This is a genomic window from Gordonia aquimaris (assembly GCF_026262595.1).
Taxonomy (GTDB): Bacteria; Actinomycetota; Actinomycetes; order Mycobacteriales; family Mycobacteriaceae; genus Gordonia; species Gordonia tangerina.
In genome coordinates, this window is the sequence record NZ_JAPKFM010000001.1 from 361,006 (window position 1) to 375,321 (window position 14,316).

At 66.4% G+C, this 14,316-nt stretch carries 14 protein-coding genes; 3 read left to right on the forward strand and 11 right to left on the reverse strand.

Annotation, left to right across the window (positions count from 1 at the left end; genetic code table 11):
- Positions 1-35 precede the first annotated feature (35 nt).
- Positions 36-1,571, reverse strand: a complete 1,536-nt coding sequence (locus OSB52_RS01655) for a sugar ABC transporter ATP-binding protein (RefSeq protein WP_266059828.1) — start codon at positions 1,569-1,571, stop codon at positions 36-38.
- 155 nt (positions 1,572-1,726) lie between these two features.
- On the reverse strand, positions 1,727-3,187 hold the full coding sequence (locus tag OSB52_RS01660; protein ID WP_266059830.1) for an MFS transporter: 1,461 nt from the start codon (positions 3,185-3,187) through the stop codon (positions 1,727-1,729).
- A 196-nt stretch (positions 3,188-3,383) separates the two neighbouring features.
- Between OSB52_RS01660 and OSB52_RS01665 the strand changes: the two genes are divergently transcribed.
- Positions 3,384-4,385, forward strand: coding sequence for an aldo/keto reductase (locus OSB52_RS01665; protein WP_266059831.1), 1,002 nt, complete (start codon positions 3,384-3,386; stop codon positions 4,383-4,385).
- 108 nt (positions 4,386-4,493) lie between these two features.
- On the opposite strand, the gene OSB52_RS01670 is transcribed toward OSB52_RS01665, so the two are convergent.
- From OSB52_RS01670 to OSB52_RS01690, 5 genes are all read right to left on the reverse strand, one after another.
- Entirely contained in the window at positions 4,494-5,549 is a 1,056-nt protein-coding gene (locus OSB52_RS01670; protein WP_266059832.1) for an alcohol dehydrogenase catalytic domain-containing protein, read from the reverse strand.
- Between the two features lie 177 nt (positions 5,550-5,726).
- Positions 5,727-6,341, reverse strand: coding sequence for a TetR/AcrR family transcriptional regulator (locus OSB52_RS01675; protein ID WP_266059833.1), 615 nt, complete (start codon positions 6,339-6,341; stop codon positions 5,727-5,729).
- 46 nt (positions 6,342-6,387) lie between these two features.
- Positions 6,388-7,008: a nitroreductase family protein gene (locus tag OSB52_RS01680; protein WP_266059835.1), complete on the reverse strand. Its 621-nt coding sequence runs from the start codon at positions 7,006-7,008 to the stop codon at positions 6,388-6,390.
- The gene (locus OSB52_RS01685) at positions 7,005-7,427 is read right to left on the reverse strand and encodes an NUDIX hydrolase (RefSeq protein WP_266059836.1); all 423 of its coding nucleotides are present in this window, start codon (positions 7,425-7,427) and stop codon (positions 7,005-7,007) included. Before OSB52_RS01685 ends, OSB52_RS01680 begins: the two co-directional genes overlap by 4 nt.
- On the reverse strand, positions 7,424-8,854 hold the full coding sequence (locus OSB52_RS01690; protein ID WP_266059838.1) for a carboxyl transferase domain-containing protein: 1,431 nt from the start codon (positions 8,852-8,854) through the stop codon (positions 7,424-7,426). Before OSB52_RS01690 ends, OSB52_RS01685 begins: the two co-directional genes overlap by 4 nt.
- 89 nt (positions 8,855-8,943) lie before the next feature.
- Between OSB52_RS01690 and OSB52_RS01695 the strand changes: the two genes are divergently transcribed.
- Entirely contained in the window at positions 8,944-9,420 is a 477-nt protein-coding gene (locus OSB52_RS01695; protein ID WP_235724754.1) for an SRPBCC family protein, read from the forward strand.
- On the opposite strand, the gene OSB52_RS01700 is transcribed toward OSB52_RS01695, so the two are convergent.
- From OSB52_RS01700 to sucC, 4 genes are all read right to left on the reverse strand, one after another.
- Entirely contained in the window at positions 9,408-9,884 is a 477-nt protein-coding gene (locus OSB52_RS01700) for an RDD family protein (protein WP_235724755.1), read from the reverse strand. The two genes, OSB52_RS01695 and OSB52_RS01700, sit on opposite strands and share 13 nt — an antisense overlap.
- Positions 9,877-10,572: a hypothetical protein gene (locus tag OSB52_RS01705; RefSeq protein WP_266059841.1), complete on the reverse strand. Its 696-nt coding sequence runs from the start codon at positions 10,570-10,572 to the stop codon at positions 9,877-9,879. The genes OSB52_RS01700 and OSB52_RS01705 overlap by 8 nt, the downstream gene beginning before the upstream one ends.
- 103 nt (positions 10,573-10,675) lie before the next feature.
- Positions 10,676-11,566, reverse strand: coding sequence for a succinate--CoA ligase subunit alpha (gene sucD, locus OSB52_RS01710; protein WP_235724758.1), 891 nt, complete (start codon positions 11,564-11,566; stop codon positions 10,676-10,678).
- A gap of 10 nt (positions 11,567-11,576) precedes the next feature.
- The gene (gene sucC / locus OSB52_RS01715) at positions 11,577-12,740 is read right to left on the reverse strand and encodes an ADP-forming succinate--CoA ligase subunit beta (RefSeq protein WP_266059843.1); all 1,164 of its coding nucleotides are present in this window, start codon (positions 12,738-12,740) and stop codon (positions 11,577-11,579) included.
- 417 nt (positions 12,741-13,157) lie between these two features.
- On the opposite strand from sucC, the gene OSB52_RS01720 reads away from it, so the two are divergent.
- Positions 13,158-14,273: a M23 family metallopeptidase gene (locus OSB52_RS01720; RefSeq protein ID WP_372475147.1), complete on the forward strand. Its 1,116-nt coding sequence runs from the start codon at positions 13,158-13,160 to the stop codon at positions 14,271-14,273.
- Positions 14,274-14,316 lie beyond the last annotated feature (43 nt).

Genomic DNA, 14,316 nt, shown 5'->3' on the forward strand with positions numbered 1-14,316 from the left:
GCGACTCGGGCGGTCGGCAATTCGGGCGGGGCCACTCAGGTGGCCACGGACGAACGACCGGTCACCATCGCGGTGTTGATGTTGTCCTCGGTGATCTCGTCACGCGCGAACTCCGCCACAGCCCGTCCCTGGTGCATGGTGAGCACCCGGTCACACATGCCGCACAGCTCGTTCAGTTCCGACGAGATGAGCACGATGGCAGCACCTCTCGCCGCCTGCTCACGCAGCATTCCGTAGATGGCGCTGCGGGCACCCACGTCGATGCCACGGGTCGGCTCACTCATGACGTAGACAGGCAGGGCGAGCTCGAAGAGCCGGCCGATGATGATCTTCTGCTGGTTACCGCCGGACAGCTGCCCTACCGGCAACTGCGTCGACGCGGTCCGCACGCTGAAGCGCGCCACGGCATCTGACACCATCCGACTCTCCACCGCGGAGCGTCGCAGACCACTACGGAAGACCTTCGAACGCCAGGCGAGCGCAAAGTTCTCCGCGACGGATCTGTTGAGCAGCAACCCCATCGCCTTGCGATCCTCCGGCACGAAGCCGATACCGCCCGCGAGCACCCGGTCGGGCCGGCCACTGGCCACCGGAACGCCGGATACGCTGACGTCGCCCGCGGCCGCCACCGCGCCCCCGAGGGCGTGGCCCACGATCTCCTTGCCCGAGCCCGCGAGTCCGGCGATACCGAGGATCTCGCCTCGCGCCACGGCGATGTCGATCGGATGCAGATCCCGCTCGGCGACCGCAAGCGCCGCCGCCCTCAACACGATGTCGTCCGAGTCGACTGTGTGAGTGGATGTTCCGTAGTAGTCGCCGAGCTCACGGCCAACCATCTGACGCACTATCTCGTCTTCGGTTGTCGTCGCGACGTCGAGTTCGGCGACGATGCGACCATCCCGGAGCACAGCTGCAGTGTCGGCGACCCGGAAGATCTCGTTCATGCGGTGGGTGATCATGATGACCGTCGTCCCCGCGGCACGCTGCAGCCGAACGAGTTCGAGGAGCCTCTCGGCGGCCTTCTCCGAGAGCGAACTCGTCGCCTCGTCCAGGATGAGGACAGCCGGGTCTGTCGACAGGGCACGCGCGATCTCGACCTGTTGCTGCGTCTCGATCGGCAGGTCCGCGACCCGTGCACGCGGGTCGACTTCGATCCCACACGATTCCAGGACCGTCATCGCATCGGCGCGCATCCGTCGCCAGGAGACCACCGACGAGGCATGCGACGGCAGCCGTCCCATGAAGATGTTCTCGGCGACAGTCAGATCGGCTGCCAGTGTCAGCTCCTGGCTGATCAAGGCGATGCCCTGGCGTCGTGCGGCGTTCGGGTCGTTGAGCCGGCGCACCACGCCGTCGATGATCACCTGACCGGCATCAGGGGCGAGAAGCCCTCCGACGATCTTGGCTATGGTCGACTTTCCCGATCCGTTCTCCCCGGTCAGTGCGGTCACCGTTCCGTGCCGGAACGACAATGAGACGTTCTCCAGCGCAACGGCATTGCCGAAGCTCTTGGCGATTCCATCAAGACGCAGTACGGGCTGGTCCATCTCGATCGGCTGTGGGCTGGTCATGAACACGAGTCAAACAAGATCGACACGGGACCGGAATACCGCTCTGCGGTGAAACTTTCGACTACCTCATTTGCGTCAGGCGGCGCAGAATCAGACACATCTGTGTGGTGGTGACTGCATTTTCGTTACGCGCGTGTGTCGTCTTGAGCGCCCTGTTACGAACCGATGACATCGCCCGCCCATCGGCGACTACAGACCGCGAGAACACAGGTTCCGGCAGCGATGACGACTCCGATCACAAAAAGTGTGCGGTAGCCGACATCGAGGGCCGCCCCACTGGAACCGAATGCTTCGAGGACCGCGACGACGAGCGCTGAGGCCACCGCGGTGCCGGCAAAGCGCGCCACCACGTTGAGAGCTTGGCCGGCCGCCATGCGGGCGGATGGCGTCGACGCCGAGATCATCACCGGTGTCGCCGTCATGGCCATGCCCACACCGGCGGACACAACCGTGACACCGACCGAGATCTGCCACGGCGCACCGTGCCAGAAGAGCAGGAAGAGATAGCCGAGTACGACGATAGACGTCCCCACCGCCAGTGTGAGCGGGGCACCTATCGCGCGAACGAGCCGGGCCGCCAGTGGGGTGCTCACGAGCATCGACAACCCGCCCGGGGTGAGCAGGACTCCGGCAACCAGGATCGACTGGCCCATGCCGGCGAATGGCGGCACGGGCGGGGTCTGCAGAAGCTGCGATGCCGACAACGTGGCCATCATGTACACCAAGCCGACCAGACCCGACGCCGTGTTGGCCGCCGCGATCGCGGGCGAGGCCACGGCGCGGATGTCGACGAGCGGACACCGATGACGCAGCTCGAACAGAAGCCAGAGCGCTGTCACGACGGCACCCGCACCGAGTAGGCCCAGCACCAGCGGGGAGGTCCACCCCCATCTCGCCCCCTGCGCGACCGGGATGAGGACACAGAGCATCAGCACGACCATGCCGACGGCTCCGAACGCGTCAAAGGGTTCCCCCGAGCGTTCGACATCGGGGGGAACCGCCATGGCCACGGCCGCGGTGAGTGTCAGCGCAGCTCCCGCCGCGGTCCAGAACAGCGCCGGGATACCGAGGTCCTGAATGGTCCAGGCCGCCAGCGGAAGCCCGGCACCACCACCGAGACCGACCGCGATGGACATGGTGGACGCACCGACCGCGGCGCGACTCGGTCCGAGCAGGCGGCGAATGATACTCATCCCGACCGGGATGACCCCTGCCCCGCATCCCTGCAGGGCTCGGCCGACCACCATCGGAACCAAATGGTCGGCGAAAGCGCAGAAGATCGAACCCACAGCAATGACGGCGACCAACGCGGTGAGCACACGACGCTCGCCGGCGATATCGGCTGCCCGACCGGCGATCGGCGTACTTGCTGCGGCCGCGAGGAAGGTTGCGGTCAGCGCCCAGGATCCGCTGGTCGCGCTGACCCCGAGGTAGTCGCCCAAAGAACCGGCGGCCGGGACGAGTGCGGTGGCCAGAAAGGACGCCAGCATCCCACAGCAGCACAGCAGGAAGACGATCAGCGGGTGCGCCCCACTCTGTCCCGCAGTTCCTCTCCCGGTGCCGTCACGTGCGTAACGACTGATCACATTGGGGGCACCACGGCGAGAACTGGGCATCGAATCAGTTCATCAGCGCCGGACATCGGCCCGCCATCGCCACGATGGGGTATCCCCACAGATACCCCATCGTGGGTATGTACCCCGCCACCGTCGCCTCGTAGCATCGCACCCGGATGCGCTCCGGACCTGCCGGCAACAGCCGCCACACTCACCCTGGCAGCGGCTATCCGACCTGCGAAAGCGAGAGTGCCCCATGCCAACACTTTTCGACACCGCGTCGAGGATCGTCCTCGGTACCGCCACGTTCGGCGTGGCTCCCGTGGCCGACGATGTGCCCACCCTGGTGCACGGTGCCCTCGAGCGCGGCATCAACTTCTTCGATACCGCGAACTCTTACGGCAACCAGCCCGAGTACGACCAACCGTCGATTGCCCCGCACACGATGCGTCAGTCGTCCGAAGAGCTCCTCGGCCCCGCGATCAGCGGGATACGCGACGAGGTGTATGTGGCGTCCAAGGTCGGTGAACCTCTCGGCGCTGCGCGAGCCGATGGGCCGTTCGTCGGGCTGTTGACCCGCGAGCACATTGTCGAACAACTCGATTCCAGCCTCCGCCGACTGCGCACCGACCGGATCGACCTCTACTACGCCCACCTGCCGGACCTGCGTACCCCGCTGGAGGAGACGGTGTCGGCGTTCGATGACCTCATCACCGCGGGCAAGATCGGCGCGTGGGGGATCTCGAACTTCTCGGCTGCACAGACCGAGCGCGTGGTTCGCACTGCGCGGGAGATCGGTGCACGACCTCCGGCCGCTCATCAGGTCCGGTACAGCCTGGCCGAGCGAGAGGCGGAGGACACCGGTGTCACCGCCGCGGCACAAGCATTCGGCATTCCGATACTCGCGTACTCGCCGATGGCCGGCGGGTTGCTCGGCGGCCGGATGGCCGCCGATCGAAACTATATCGGTCACAAGCGCTGGGGTGGAGAGGGTTTCACCGCTCACCAGATCGCGCGCGGACGCCGGTTCGCGGCCCTCGCCGATGAGTGGGACCTGACACCCTCGTCGGTCGCCTTGGCCTGGTTGCTCGGGCGGCAGGGCGTGGCGGGAGCCGTGGTCGGCACCAGCTCACTGTCGAATCTCGATGAAGCGTGTCGGGCCGTGGGCTGCACCCTCGACACCGAGCAGCTACGAATGCTCGACGAGCTCCGGTTCGACGACGATCACCTGTATCCGGCCACTGCTGAACGCACCTGACCCGCACGGGCCGGCGGAGATCCACGACGCGGCGCACCATGTGAGGAGATGCGCAAAGCCACACACGGCACCGCCCAGAAGCGGTGGGCGAAGAGCTCGTCGGTCAGATCATGTCTGCGAGATGATCACCTTCAGGGCGTGTTCGTCGGCCGCGTGTGAGAAGGTCTCGTAGGCAGCATCGATCTCGTCGAAGGTGAATCGGTGGGTGATGAACTTCTCCGGTTGGATCTCGCCCTGTTGGATCCGCTCGAGCAATTCGGGGGCGGTGGTGGCGTTCACCAGACCTGTAGTGATGGTGAGGTTGTTGATCCAATCACGTTCGATGGGGAACTCGACGCTCTCACCGTGCACGCCGACGTTGGCCACGTGACCGCCCGGCCGGACGCTGTCGAGCGCCAGAGTGAAGGTGGCCGGTATCCCGACAGCCTCGATCGACACGTCGACGCCGAGTCCATCGCGACTGAGTTCCTTGAGCTTGGCGACGACGTCGTCTCCCGCATTGACGTCGATGGTGTCGGTGGCTCCGAAGTCCCTGGACTGTTCCAGCCGAAACTTGTTGCCGTCCACCGCGATGACTTTGGCCGCACCTTGGGCCGATGCCGTCATTACCGCAGCCAGACCCACCGGTCCGACACCGACCACGGCGACCACATCACCCTTCTTGACCGCGCCGTAGAGAACACCGATCTCGAATCCGGTCGGCAGGATGTCGCTGAGCATCGTCCCCTGTTCTGCGGAGACGCCATCCGGAAGCGGGATGAGTCCGTTGTCGGCAAAGGGGACTCGGACGTACTCGGCTTGCGTTCCGTCGATCAGATGGCCGAAGATCCAGCCGATCCCGCCGACCGTCTGACAGTGCGAGGTCATCCCGGAACGGCAGTACTCACAGGTCCCACATTTGGTGACGCACGAGATGATCACCCGATCTCCGACCTTGACCTTGCTGCAGTCAGGACCGACCTCGGTGACCACGCCGACGCCCTCATGGCCCAGGACACGTCCAGCGGTGACCGCGGGGACATCGCCTTTGAGAATGTGCAGATCGGTACCACAGATCGTGGTGGTCTCCATGCGTACGACGGCGTCGGTCGGGTCGATCACCGTCGGGTCCGGAACGTCTTCCCAGGCTTTCTGCCCAGGGCCGTGATACACGAGCGCCTTCATGTCGGGGTCCTCCGTCGTGGTCGAGGCGCGCAATAGTGCACGCAGTCCCACGATTGCGCTCGGATCCGGAAGCCGCACGGGATTCGCGCTGTCGTCTCATATTGCGACGGTTGCAGGGTCCCGGCCGTTCGCCGAACAGCAAGCCCGACCTGGCCCACGCACACCACGAGACGACCGCTACGCCAACAACGCCGACCATGCCATCGTCGTCAGCACCGATCGCAGATCGTCGGCCCCGAATGCCGGCAACCGCGGCGATGAGTTCAGCAGCCCGAACGTCGCGTGGACTCGTACCCGCGCCTCCGCCCGGGTCAGATCCACGCCACGTTCGCCGGCGAGCGCGAGCAGCACGTCCACCCACTGTTCGACGTAGCGACGTTGCAGTGACCGCACCTGGTGGTTCGCGGAGTCGGTCATCGATGTGAGATCTCGGTCCTGCACGGTGATCAGATCCGGTTTGGTGACCAAGACGTCGATGTGGAAACCGATCAGGTCACGCAGCGTCTGGCCCGGTTCGGCGGCGCGGCCCACCACCTCCGCACCCCCGTCGTGCAACCGCTGGCTGATGTCCACCAACATCTGATCGAGCAGGTCGGTCTTCGACGAGAAGTGCCGATACATGGCCGGGCCGCTGATACCCACGGCGCGTCCGATGTCCTCGAGGGTGACGCCGGCGAAACCGCGCTCGGCCATCAGCCGGGCCGCGGCCTCGAGGAGCTCGGCGCGGCGCGCGGCCTTCGCCTGACCTCGGCGCGTACGCGGAGGCTGCTCGGACGACGGGGACGTGGTCATGGTGACATCGGACTCTACCGCGCCCGAACTCACCGCGACCGTCCGCTCACCACCCGTTGACGTGCAGGATGTCCTCGAGGGGCTTGCGGCCGGCCGGTTTGAAGTCGGTGCCGGTGTAATAGGCGACCGGAAGCAGCACACCCTGGTGGATGTTCGCCGGTATACCCAGGATCTCGGCGACCTCTTTTTCGTAGACCAGGTGCAACGTGGTCCACGCCGAACCCAATCCGCGGGCACGCAACGCCAGCTGCAGACTCCACGCGCCCGGCAGCAACGACCCCCACAGGCCCGCCTGGTTGCCGTCGGGCAGCTCTCCTCCGCTGTAGATGGCGCCGATGACCAGAACCGGCACCTGCGCCATGGTGTCGGCGAGGTACTGGGCGCTCGACGCCACGCGGCGAGCGGTGTCGTCGCGGCGGGATTGGTTGGCGGAGTATGCGGCGAACGACTTCGCGTACAGGTCGGCGACCTTCTGCTTGAGCTCCGGATCGGTCAAGACGATCCAATGCCAGGTCTGACTGTTGCTACCGGTCGGCGCCTGCAGCGCCACCTCGAGTGCTTCCTTGACGACCTCCAACGGTACCGGCCGCGCAAGGTCGAGACGTTTGCGCACCGACCGGGTGGTGGTGAGCAGCTCGTCGGGATTCAGGGGTAGCAGGTCGGTCATGTCGTCCTCTCCGTTGCGGCTGTGCGCATCAAACCATGTCGTTCGAGGTGCTCGATCAGTCCGGCGGTCAGCGGTAGCTCGCCGAGTTCGGCCACCGACACCCATCGTGCATCGGCCGCGTCGTCGCCGGCCCGCAACGTGCCCGCACGCACCTCGGCGACGAAGTCGTGCACCTCGAACACCACATCGTCGTCGGCGGGAATGTCGACCACCCAGGCCTTCTCGCCGACGTCGACGCGCAGGCCGGTCTCCTCGGCCACCTCGCGGGTGACGGCCGCGGATAGGGTCTCTCCGGGTTCCAGCTTGCCGCCCGGAACTGTCCACCGCCCAGCCTGCGGCGGGTGTCGCCGTTGCACCAGCAGCAACCGATCGTCGGCGTCCCAGACGATGGCGCCGACACCGACGATCCGGCGGGTCACCGGTCTGCTCCGGGTGTGCGGGTGCGCCGTCGCATCGACGGACGCGTGCGGGTGGCCAGCTCTTCGGCGACGACGCTTCGTAGTGCTCGGACACCGCTGTCGGCAGTGACGTCGACGATCCGATCGACGGTGCCGTTCGCAGACAATGCGGCAGCGGCGATGCCTTGGTGATCCGCGAGCTCGGCGGCGTGCACGGTGTCGTGGTGGACGATGACGCTCGCACCCTCGGGGGGTAGTGGCGACAGCCACGCGTCCGCGGCGGCTATCCGCGTATCCGCGGGGAACAACGCGAGGGCGGCCCCACCCGCTCCCTGCCCGAGCAGCACCGACACGGTCGGCACCGTGAGCTGCACCAATTCAGATGTGCAACGGGCGATCTCACCGGACAGTCCGCCTTGTTCCGCGTCAACCGACAACTCTGCGCCCGGGGTGTCGATGATCGTCACCACCGGCAACCGCAGATCAGCGGCCATCGCCATGCCGCGGCGAGCGACGCGCAGATCGGCCGGCCCGATGAGTTGCCCGGCCGCCTGACGCACCCGATCCTGCCCGACGACAACCGCTGTCCGACCGCCGAATCGACTCAGCGCCAGCCAGATCGGAGCATCACCGCGGAGCACCACCGAATGGTCGGGATCGAGGACCTCGGCGAGCCCGGGCCGTCCCGGCGACCGGGTGGCTACCACCGCAGACCAGGCGTCGGACATCGGCGGGTCGTCGGGCAGCGCGGACACGGGCTCGACGGCGACGGGTGCGAGCAGCGCCAGTAGCCGTCCCGCATGGCTGCCGAGCCTGTCCAATCCGAACACGGCGTCCACGAGTCCGTGTGCGAGAAGATTCTCCGACGTTTGCACCTCGGCCGGAAACGGCTCACCGTAGAGCCCCTCGTACACGCGCGGGCCCAGAAAGCCCACCAGCGCCGACGGCTGGGCCCACGTGATGTGGCCGAGCGAACCCCAGGAGGCGAACACACCTCCGGTCGTCGGATGACGTAGATACACCAGATAGGCGAGCCCGGCGGCCCTGTGCGCGTTGACCGCACCGGTGATCGCCACCATCTGCAGAAAGGCCGGGGTACCCTCCTGCATCCGGGTGCCGCCCGACGACGGCAGCGCGAGCACCGCAATCCGTTCCCGGGTCGCCCGTTCGACGGCAGCCACCACGCGCTGTCCCGCGGCCCGACCGATCGACCCGCCGAGGAATCCGAACTCGCTGATCACCATCGCCACGCGATGTCCGCCGATCAGACCGCAGCCGGTGACAACCGATTCGTCGACACCGGTTCGGTCCCGCGCGCGGTCACGTGCGGCTCCGTAGTCGGATTCGTCCGACCCCGGATCGGCTGGTCCGTCCCAGGACTGCCAGGTGCCCCGGTCGACAACGAGGTCGACCACTGTGCGGGTATCGACGTGGCGTTGGTCGGTCACGATTCCACCCTACGGGCGCGTCGACCGATGAACTCCCGCATCCCCCTCGGTCATACTGCATGCACCTACCCCCGAGCAGGAGAAACACCATGGGCGAGTACACCGTGACCCGGAACACGACGATCGCGGCGCTGCCAGATCGGATCTACCCGCTCCTCGTCGATCTGCATGAGTGGCAACGGTGGTCACCGTGGGAGGACCTCGATCCCGATTTGCACCGCGACTATTCAGGCGCCGACAGCGGAGTCGGTGCGAAGTATGCATGGTCGGGAAACCGCAAGGCGGGCAAAGGCACCATGGAGGTCATCGAGGTCACCGAACCCACGCGAGTGGCCGTGGCGGTGGCGTTCGAGAAGCCCATGTCATCGACCAGCACCAGCGTGTTCACCATGGCACCCCGGGGCGCCCAAACCGAGGTGACGTGGACAATGACCGGCCCGCACTCGATGTTCTCGCGCATCGCCGCACCGCTGGGACTGTTCGACCGGATGATCGGCAAGGATTTCGAGAAGGGGCTGGCCGCCTTGAAGTCCGTGGCCGAGGTGTCGGGCGGTCAGCGCGAATAGACCACGCGGGTGCGCAGAACCATGTCGGCCACCGATCGCCGCTCCGGATGCACTGCCACCCAGGCCAATCCGACGGCGAAGAACACGCATAGAAAGGCCCGCAGCAGCGCGGTGACCGGGCGCATGCGTCCCCCCTTACGCCCGACCACACGCAGACCCATCGCCACACACCCGAGAGTGCGTCCCGACACCGCCCAACACAGCGCCAGATAGCCGACCGACACGACGATGAAGCCGGTTGCGGTGAAGACCGCATTCGGTTGCGGGAACGCGAAATCGCGGATGCTGAACAGCAACCGCACCATGGCGTACCCGAGATAGGCGCTACTCAGAATCGCCAGCACCACCAGCAGATCCAACGTCGCAGCGACACCTCGACTGACGATGCCGGCGCTCTTGGTGGTGTCGTGGATCGCAGGCATGTGCGTGTGCCGAAGCGGTCCGACCCGATCGGTGTCACTCATCGGCGTGACTGCTCTGAGCTGCGTCGACGACGCGCCGCCGCAGGATGCGGCCCACCACGTTGGCGACCGCGTCGTCGGCGCGCTCGCTGGTGCTGCGCACGTCGGTCATCACATCCGCGGTCACCGACGTGGACGCCTCACGGATGATGTCGGGCAGATCGACACCGTCGATGATCTCGTCGGCCAGCCCGATCATGTCCACCCGACCGAGGATGGCTTCGATGTCGATCCGCGCTGCAATGGCGTCGATGTCGAGCGTGGCCGCGATGGCGTCAAGGTCCACCAGGGCGACGGCGCCGTTCAGATCAACGCGGTCACGGATCACGGCATCCAGGTCGACTCGATTCAGGATCGCCTCGATATCGAGGGCTGCGGCGACCTCGTTCAGGTCGACGTTGTCCCGAACCAACCCGGTCAGATCCATTTCGGCGATGATCGCGGACACCACGGCGACCACCAGCTTCTTGCCGAGGTCGACCACCGTCGGCATCAGCTCCGCGACGCGCTCGCCTTCGGCCTCGAGGCGATCGAGGCCGCGGCGGCCGGCAGGCCCGATGACCGGAAGACGAAGCGCCGTACGCACCGCAGACCTCGACAGCCGGGCGGACATCGCGACCGCGCGAGCACCGACTGCCGCCGCGCCGAGGGCGAGCACGACCTCCCGCGGCACCTCGTTGTCTTCACCCACGGATGAATCGTAGTCGCCCGCAGGGACAGTGCACTGCACAAAACGAGGTGGCCGTCATCCACCGGACGGGGACAACGGCCACCTCGTTGTCGAAAGCGTTACGTCACAGGCCCTGGTAGAGCTCCCGAGCCAGCTTGGCGGTCTCGCTCGGCGTCTTGCCGACCTTGACGCCGGCGGCCTCGAGGGCCTCCTTCTTGGCCTGCGCGGTGCCCGAACTGCCCGATACGATGGCGCCGGCGTGACCCATGGTCTTGCCCTCGGGCGCGGTGAAACCGGCAACGTAGCCGACGACCGGCTTGGAGACGTTGGCCTTGATGTAGTCGGCGGCGCGTTCTTCGGCATCGCCACCGATCTCGCCGATCATGACGATCACTTTGGTGTCGGGGTCCTTCTCGAACGCCTCGATGGCGTCGATGTGGGTGGTGCCGATGACCGGGTCGCCGCCGATGCCGATGGCGGTGGAGAAGCCGATGTCACGCAGTTCGTACATCATCTGGTAGGTCAACGTGCCCGACTTGGACACCAGACCGATCGGGCCGGTGCCGGTGATGTTGTTCGGCGTGATGCCGACCAGCGATTCACCCGGCGTGATGATGCCCGGACAGTTGGGTCCGATGATGCGGGTCTTGTTGCCCTTGGACTGGTTGTAGGCCCAGGCGTAGGCGCTGTCCTGCACCGGGATTCCCTCGGTGATGACCACGAGCAGCGGGATCTCGGCGTCGATGGCCTCGATGATGGCGTCCTTGGCGAACTTCGGCGGCACGAAGGCGATCGACGTGTCGGCGCCGGTCTCCTTCATGGCCTCCGACACCGAACCGAACACCGGCAGCTCCACGCCGCCGTCGTGGCTGACGGTGGTGCCGGCCTTGCGGGCGTTGACGCCGCCGACGATGTTGGTGCCGGCCTTGAGCATCAGCGCGGTGTGCTTGGTGCCCTCACCGCCGGTGATGCCCTGGACGATGACCTTGTTGTCTTTGTTCAGAAAGATGGACATTCTGCTGCTCCTACTTGCTCGCCAGTTCGGCGGCCTTGTCGGCGCCGGAGTCCATGGTCTCGGCCAGCGTCACCAGCGGGTGGTTCGCGTCGGCCAGGATCTTGCGGCCCTCTTCGACCTTGTTGCCGTCCAGGCGGACGACCAGAGGCTTGTTCGCCTCGTCGCCGAGCTTGTTCAGTGCGCCGACGATGCCGTTGGCGACCGCGTCGCACGCGGTGATGCCGCCGAAGACGTTCACGAAGACGCTCTTGACCTGCTCGTCTCCCAGGATGACGTCGAGGCCCGCAGCCATCACCTCGGCCGAGGCGCCGCCGCCGATGTCGAGGAAGTTGGCGGGCTTGACACCCTGGTGAGCCTCACCGGCATAGGCGACGACGTCGAGGGTCGACATGACCAGACCCGCGCCGTTGCCGATGATGCCGACCTGGCCGTCGAGCTTGACGTAGTTGAGATCGTTCTCCTTGGCCTTGAGCTCGAGCGGGTCGGTGGCCTCTTTGTCCTCGAACGCCTCGTGGCCGGGCTGACGAAAGTCGGCGTTGGCGTCGAGGGTGACCTTGCCGTCCAGAGCGAGGATCTGGTCGTCGGGGGTGCGGACCAGCGGGTTGACCTCGACCAGGAGAGCGTCCTCGTTGATGAAGACCTCCCACAGCTTCTGGATGGTGACCGCTGCGGCGTCGAGCACCTCGGCGGGCAGTTTGCCGGCCTCGGCGATGCTGCGCGCGAACGCGAGGTCGACGCCCTTGACGGCGTCGACGGGGATGCGGGCGAGGGCGTCGGGGTTCTCCTCGGCGGTGACCTCGATCTCGACGCCACCCTCCACCGAGCACATGGCCAGGTAGGTGCGGTTGGTGCGGTCGAGCAGGAAGGAGATGTAGTACTCCTCGGCGATGTCACTCGCCTCTGCGACCAGCAGCTTCTTGACGACGTGGCCCTTGATGTCGAGGCCGAGGATCGACTCGGCGTTCGCGACGGCTTCGTCGACGTCCTTGGAGTACTTCACGCCGCCGGCCTTGCCACGGCCACCGACCTTGACCTGGGCCTTGACCATCACCGGCTTGCCGATTTCCTCGGCAATCTCACGTGCCCCGGCGACCGTGTCGGTAACGCGGCCGGCCGAGGTGGGCACCTCGTGCTTGGCGAAAAGTTCCTTCGCCTGGTATTCGAAGAGATCCATTCAGCTCACCATCTCGTAGATTTGTCCGCAGAAGGATGTAACACCGCAGGGGTGTTGTGCGGGCCATATCGGACTCTAAACCTGCCGCGTATGGGCTTTGTCGGCGCACCCACCGCTTGTGCGACAGATCACTCGGTCGGTCGGCGATCCGGCACCCTCATGACCCCTGCACCGACCTCGCCGCGAGGCCTGTGCTCTGATAGGTCGTCCGCCGATGGACCGACAGTGGGTACACGATGGCGAAGTCTGCCTTCGCGACACCTGAGCGCGCAGGGTTTTGTTGTGACCCGCCTCACAGAACACGGGGTTTTGGGCCCACACCGTTGGACTTGCCGCAATCATTTCGTTACCGTCGGCTGGCAGATCACAAAAGGATTACAGGCGGTAACGGGTAGTCCTCGCTAACAGAGAGATGAGGTGGACGATTTGACGGGACGTGGCTACTCCAGCCGGCCGGTCGCGACCACCGGGCACCCAACCGCCCGCGACGAGGACAACGGCACCGAGGTCACCACGATCATCCCGATCGATGAGTTCGCCGACGCCGCACCTGCGTGGGAGTCCACCGACGAGACCTGGGATTCGAGCACCTGGGACCGCTACTACCGCCCCACTCGCTCCGAGATCACCCAGGACATCCTGATCCCGGAGAGCGAGTTCGACGGCTACGAGTACGACGAGCCGTTCGACATGGAGGGCGCTCGCCCCGACACCTTCTCCCTCACCAGCACCGAGAGCGGCGAGCTGCCGCTACCGCTTTCCGACGGTGAGAAGCCGTTCCGTACCCGCCCGTCCTCCGGCGCGACGCGTAAGGGCGGCAAACACCGCATCAGCGCCCCGCCGACGGCCCTCAAGGGTGGGCGGGCCGCACTCATCGCGATGGCGGCAGGCGCTGCGGTCGCCGCCGTGGCGCAGGTGGGCTCCGCCGACAACGCCTCGGCTCCCGCACCCTCCAACACGGCCAACGTCGGCACCACCGGCCAGACACCCGACCTCGGGCCGGGCCTGGCCGCCACGACGCCGACCAAGGACCTGAGCACCTTCACCGACCAGCTGGCTGTCGGCGAGGCCCGCGCCGCCGCCGAGGCGAAAGCGGAGGCGCTCGCTCGTCGGCCGATGTTCGAATCACCCATCCCGCTCGGTGCCTACGACTTCACGTCCACCTTCGCGATGCGCTGGGGAACCTTCCACGGCGGCATCGACCTGGCCGCCCCGCTGGGTACTCCGATCCATGCCGTTACCGACGGCGTCGTCGTCGAGGCCGGGCCGGCCTCCGGTTACGGCAACTGGGTCCAGATCCGCGCCGACGACGGCACCATCACTATGTACGGCCACATGTCCTCGTCCGGGGTTCTGGTCCAGCCGGGCCAGCACGTCACCGCAGGCGACGTCATCGCGCTGGTTGGCAACGAAGGCTTCTCCACGGGCCCGCACGTTCACTTCGAGGTGTGGAAGAACGGCACCACCAAGATCGACCCCGCCCCCTGGCTCGCCCAGCACGGCGTGACGCTGTCCGGCTACACCGGCGGTTAGTCACCGCGCTCCCCCGGCTCCCCAACGCGCCCAGCACGGCAGC

Bases quoted from the DNA above. Each gene is read 5' to 3' on its own strand.
- OSB52_RS01665 (WP_266059831.1), top strand. From the start codon at position 3,384: ATGCCAACACTTTTCGACACCGCGTCGAGGATCGTCCTCGGTACCGCC.
- sucC (WP_266059843.1), bottom strand. From the start codon at position 12,740: ATGGATCTCTTCGAATACCAGGCGAAGGAACTTTTCGCCAAGCACGAG.
- sucD (WP_235724758.1), bottom strand. From the start codon at position 11,566: ATGTCCATCTTTCTGAACAAAGACAACAAGGTCATCGTCCAGGGCATC.
- OSB52_RS01680 (WP_266059835.1), bottom strand. From the start codon at position 7,008: ATGACCGACCTGCTACCCCTGAATCCCGACGAGCTGCTCACCACCACC.
- OSB52_RS01670 (WP_266059832.1), bottom strand. From the start codon at position 5,549: ATGAAGGCGCTCGTGTATCACGGCCCTGGGCAGAAAGCCTGGGAAGAC.
- OSB52_RS01675 (WP_266059833.1), bottom strand. From the start codon at position 6,341: ATGACCACGTCCCCGTCGTCCGAGCAGCCTCCGCGTACGCGCCGAGGT.
- OSB52_RS01700 (WP_235724755.1), bottom strand. From the start codon at position 9,884: ATGAGTGACACCGATCGGGTCGGACCGCTTCGGCACACGCACATGCCT.
- OSB52_RS01655 (WP_266059828.1), bottom strand. From the start codon at position 1,571: ATGACCAGCCCACAGCCGATCGAGATGGACCAGCCCGTACTGCGTCTT.
- OSB52_RS01695 (WP_235724754.1), top strand. From the start codon at position 8,944: ATGGGCGAGTACACCGTGACCCGGAACACGACGATCGCGGCGCTGCCA.
- OSB52_RS01660 (WP_266059830.1), bottom strand. From the start codon at position 3,187: ATGCCCAGTTCTCGCCGTGGTGCCCCCAATGTGATCAGTCGTTACGCA.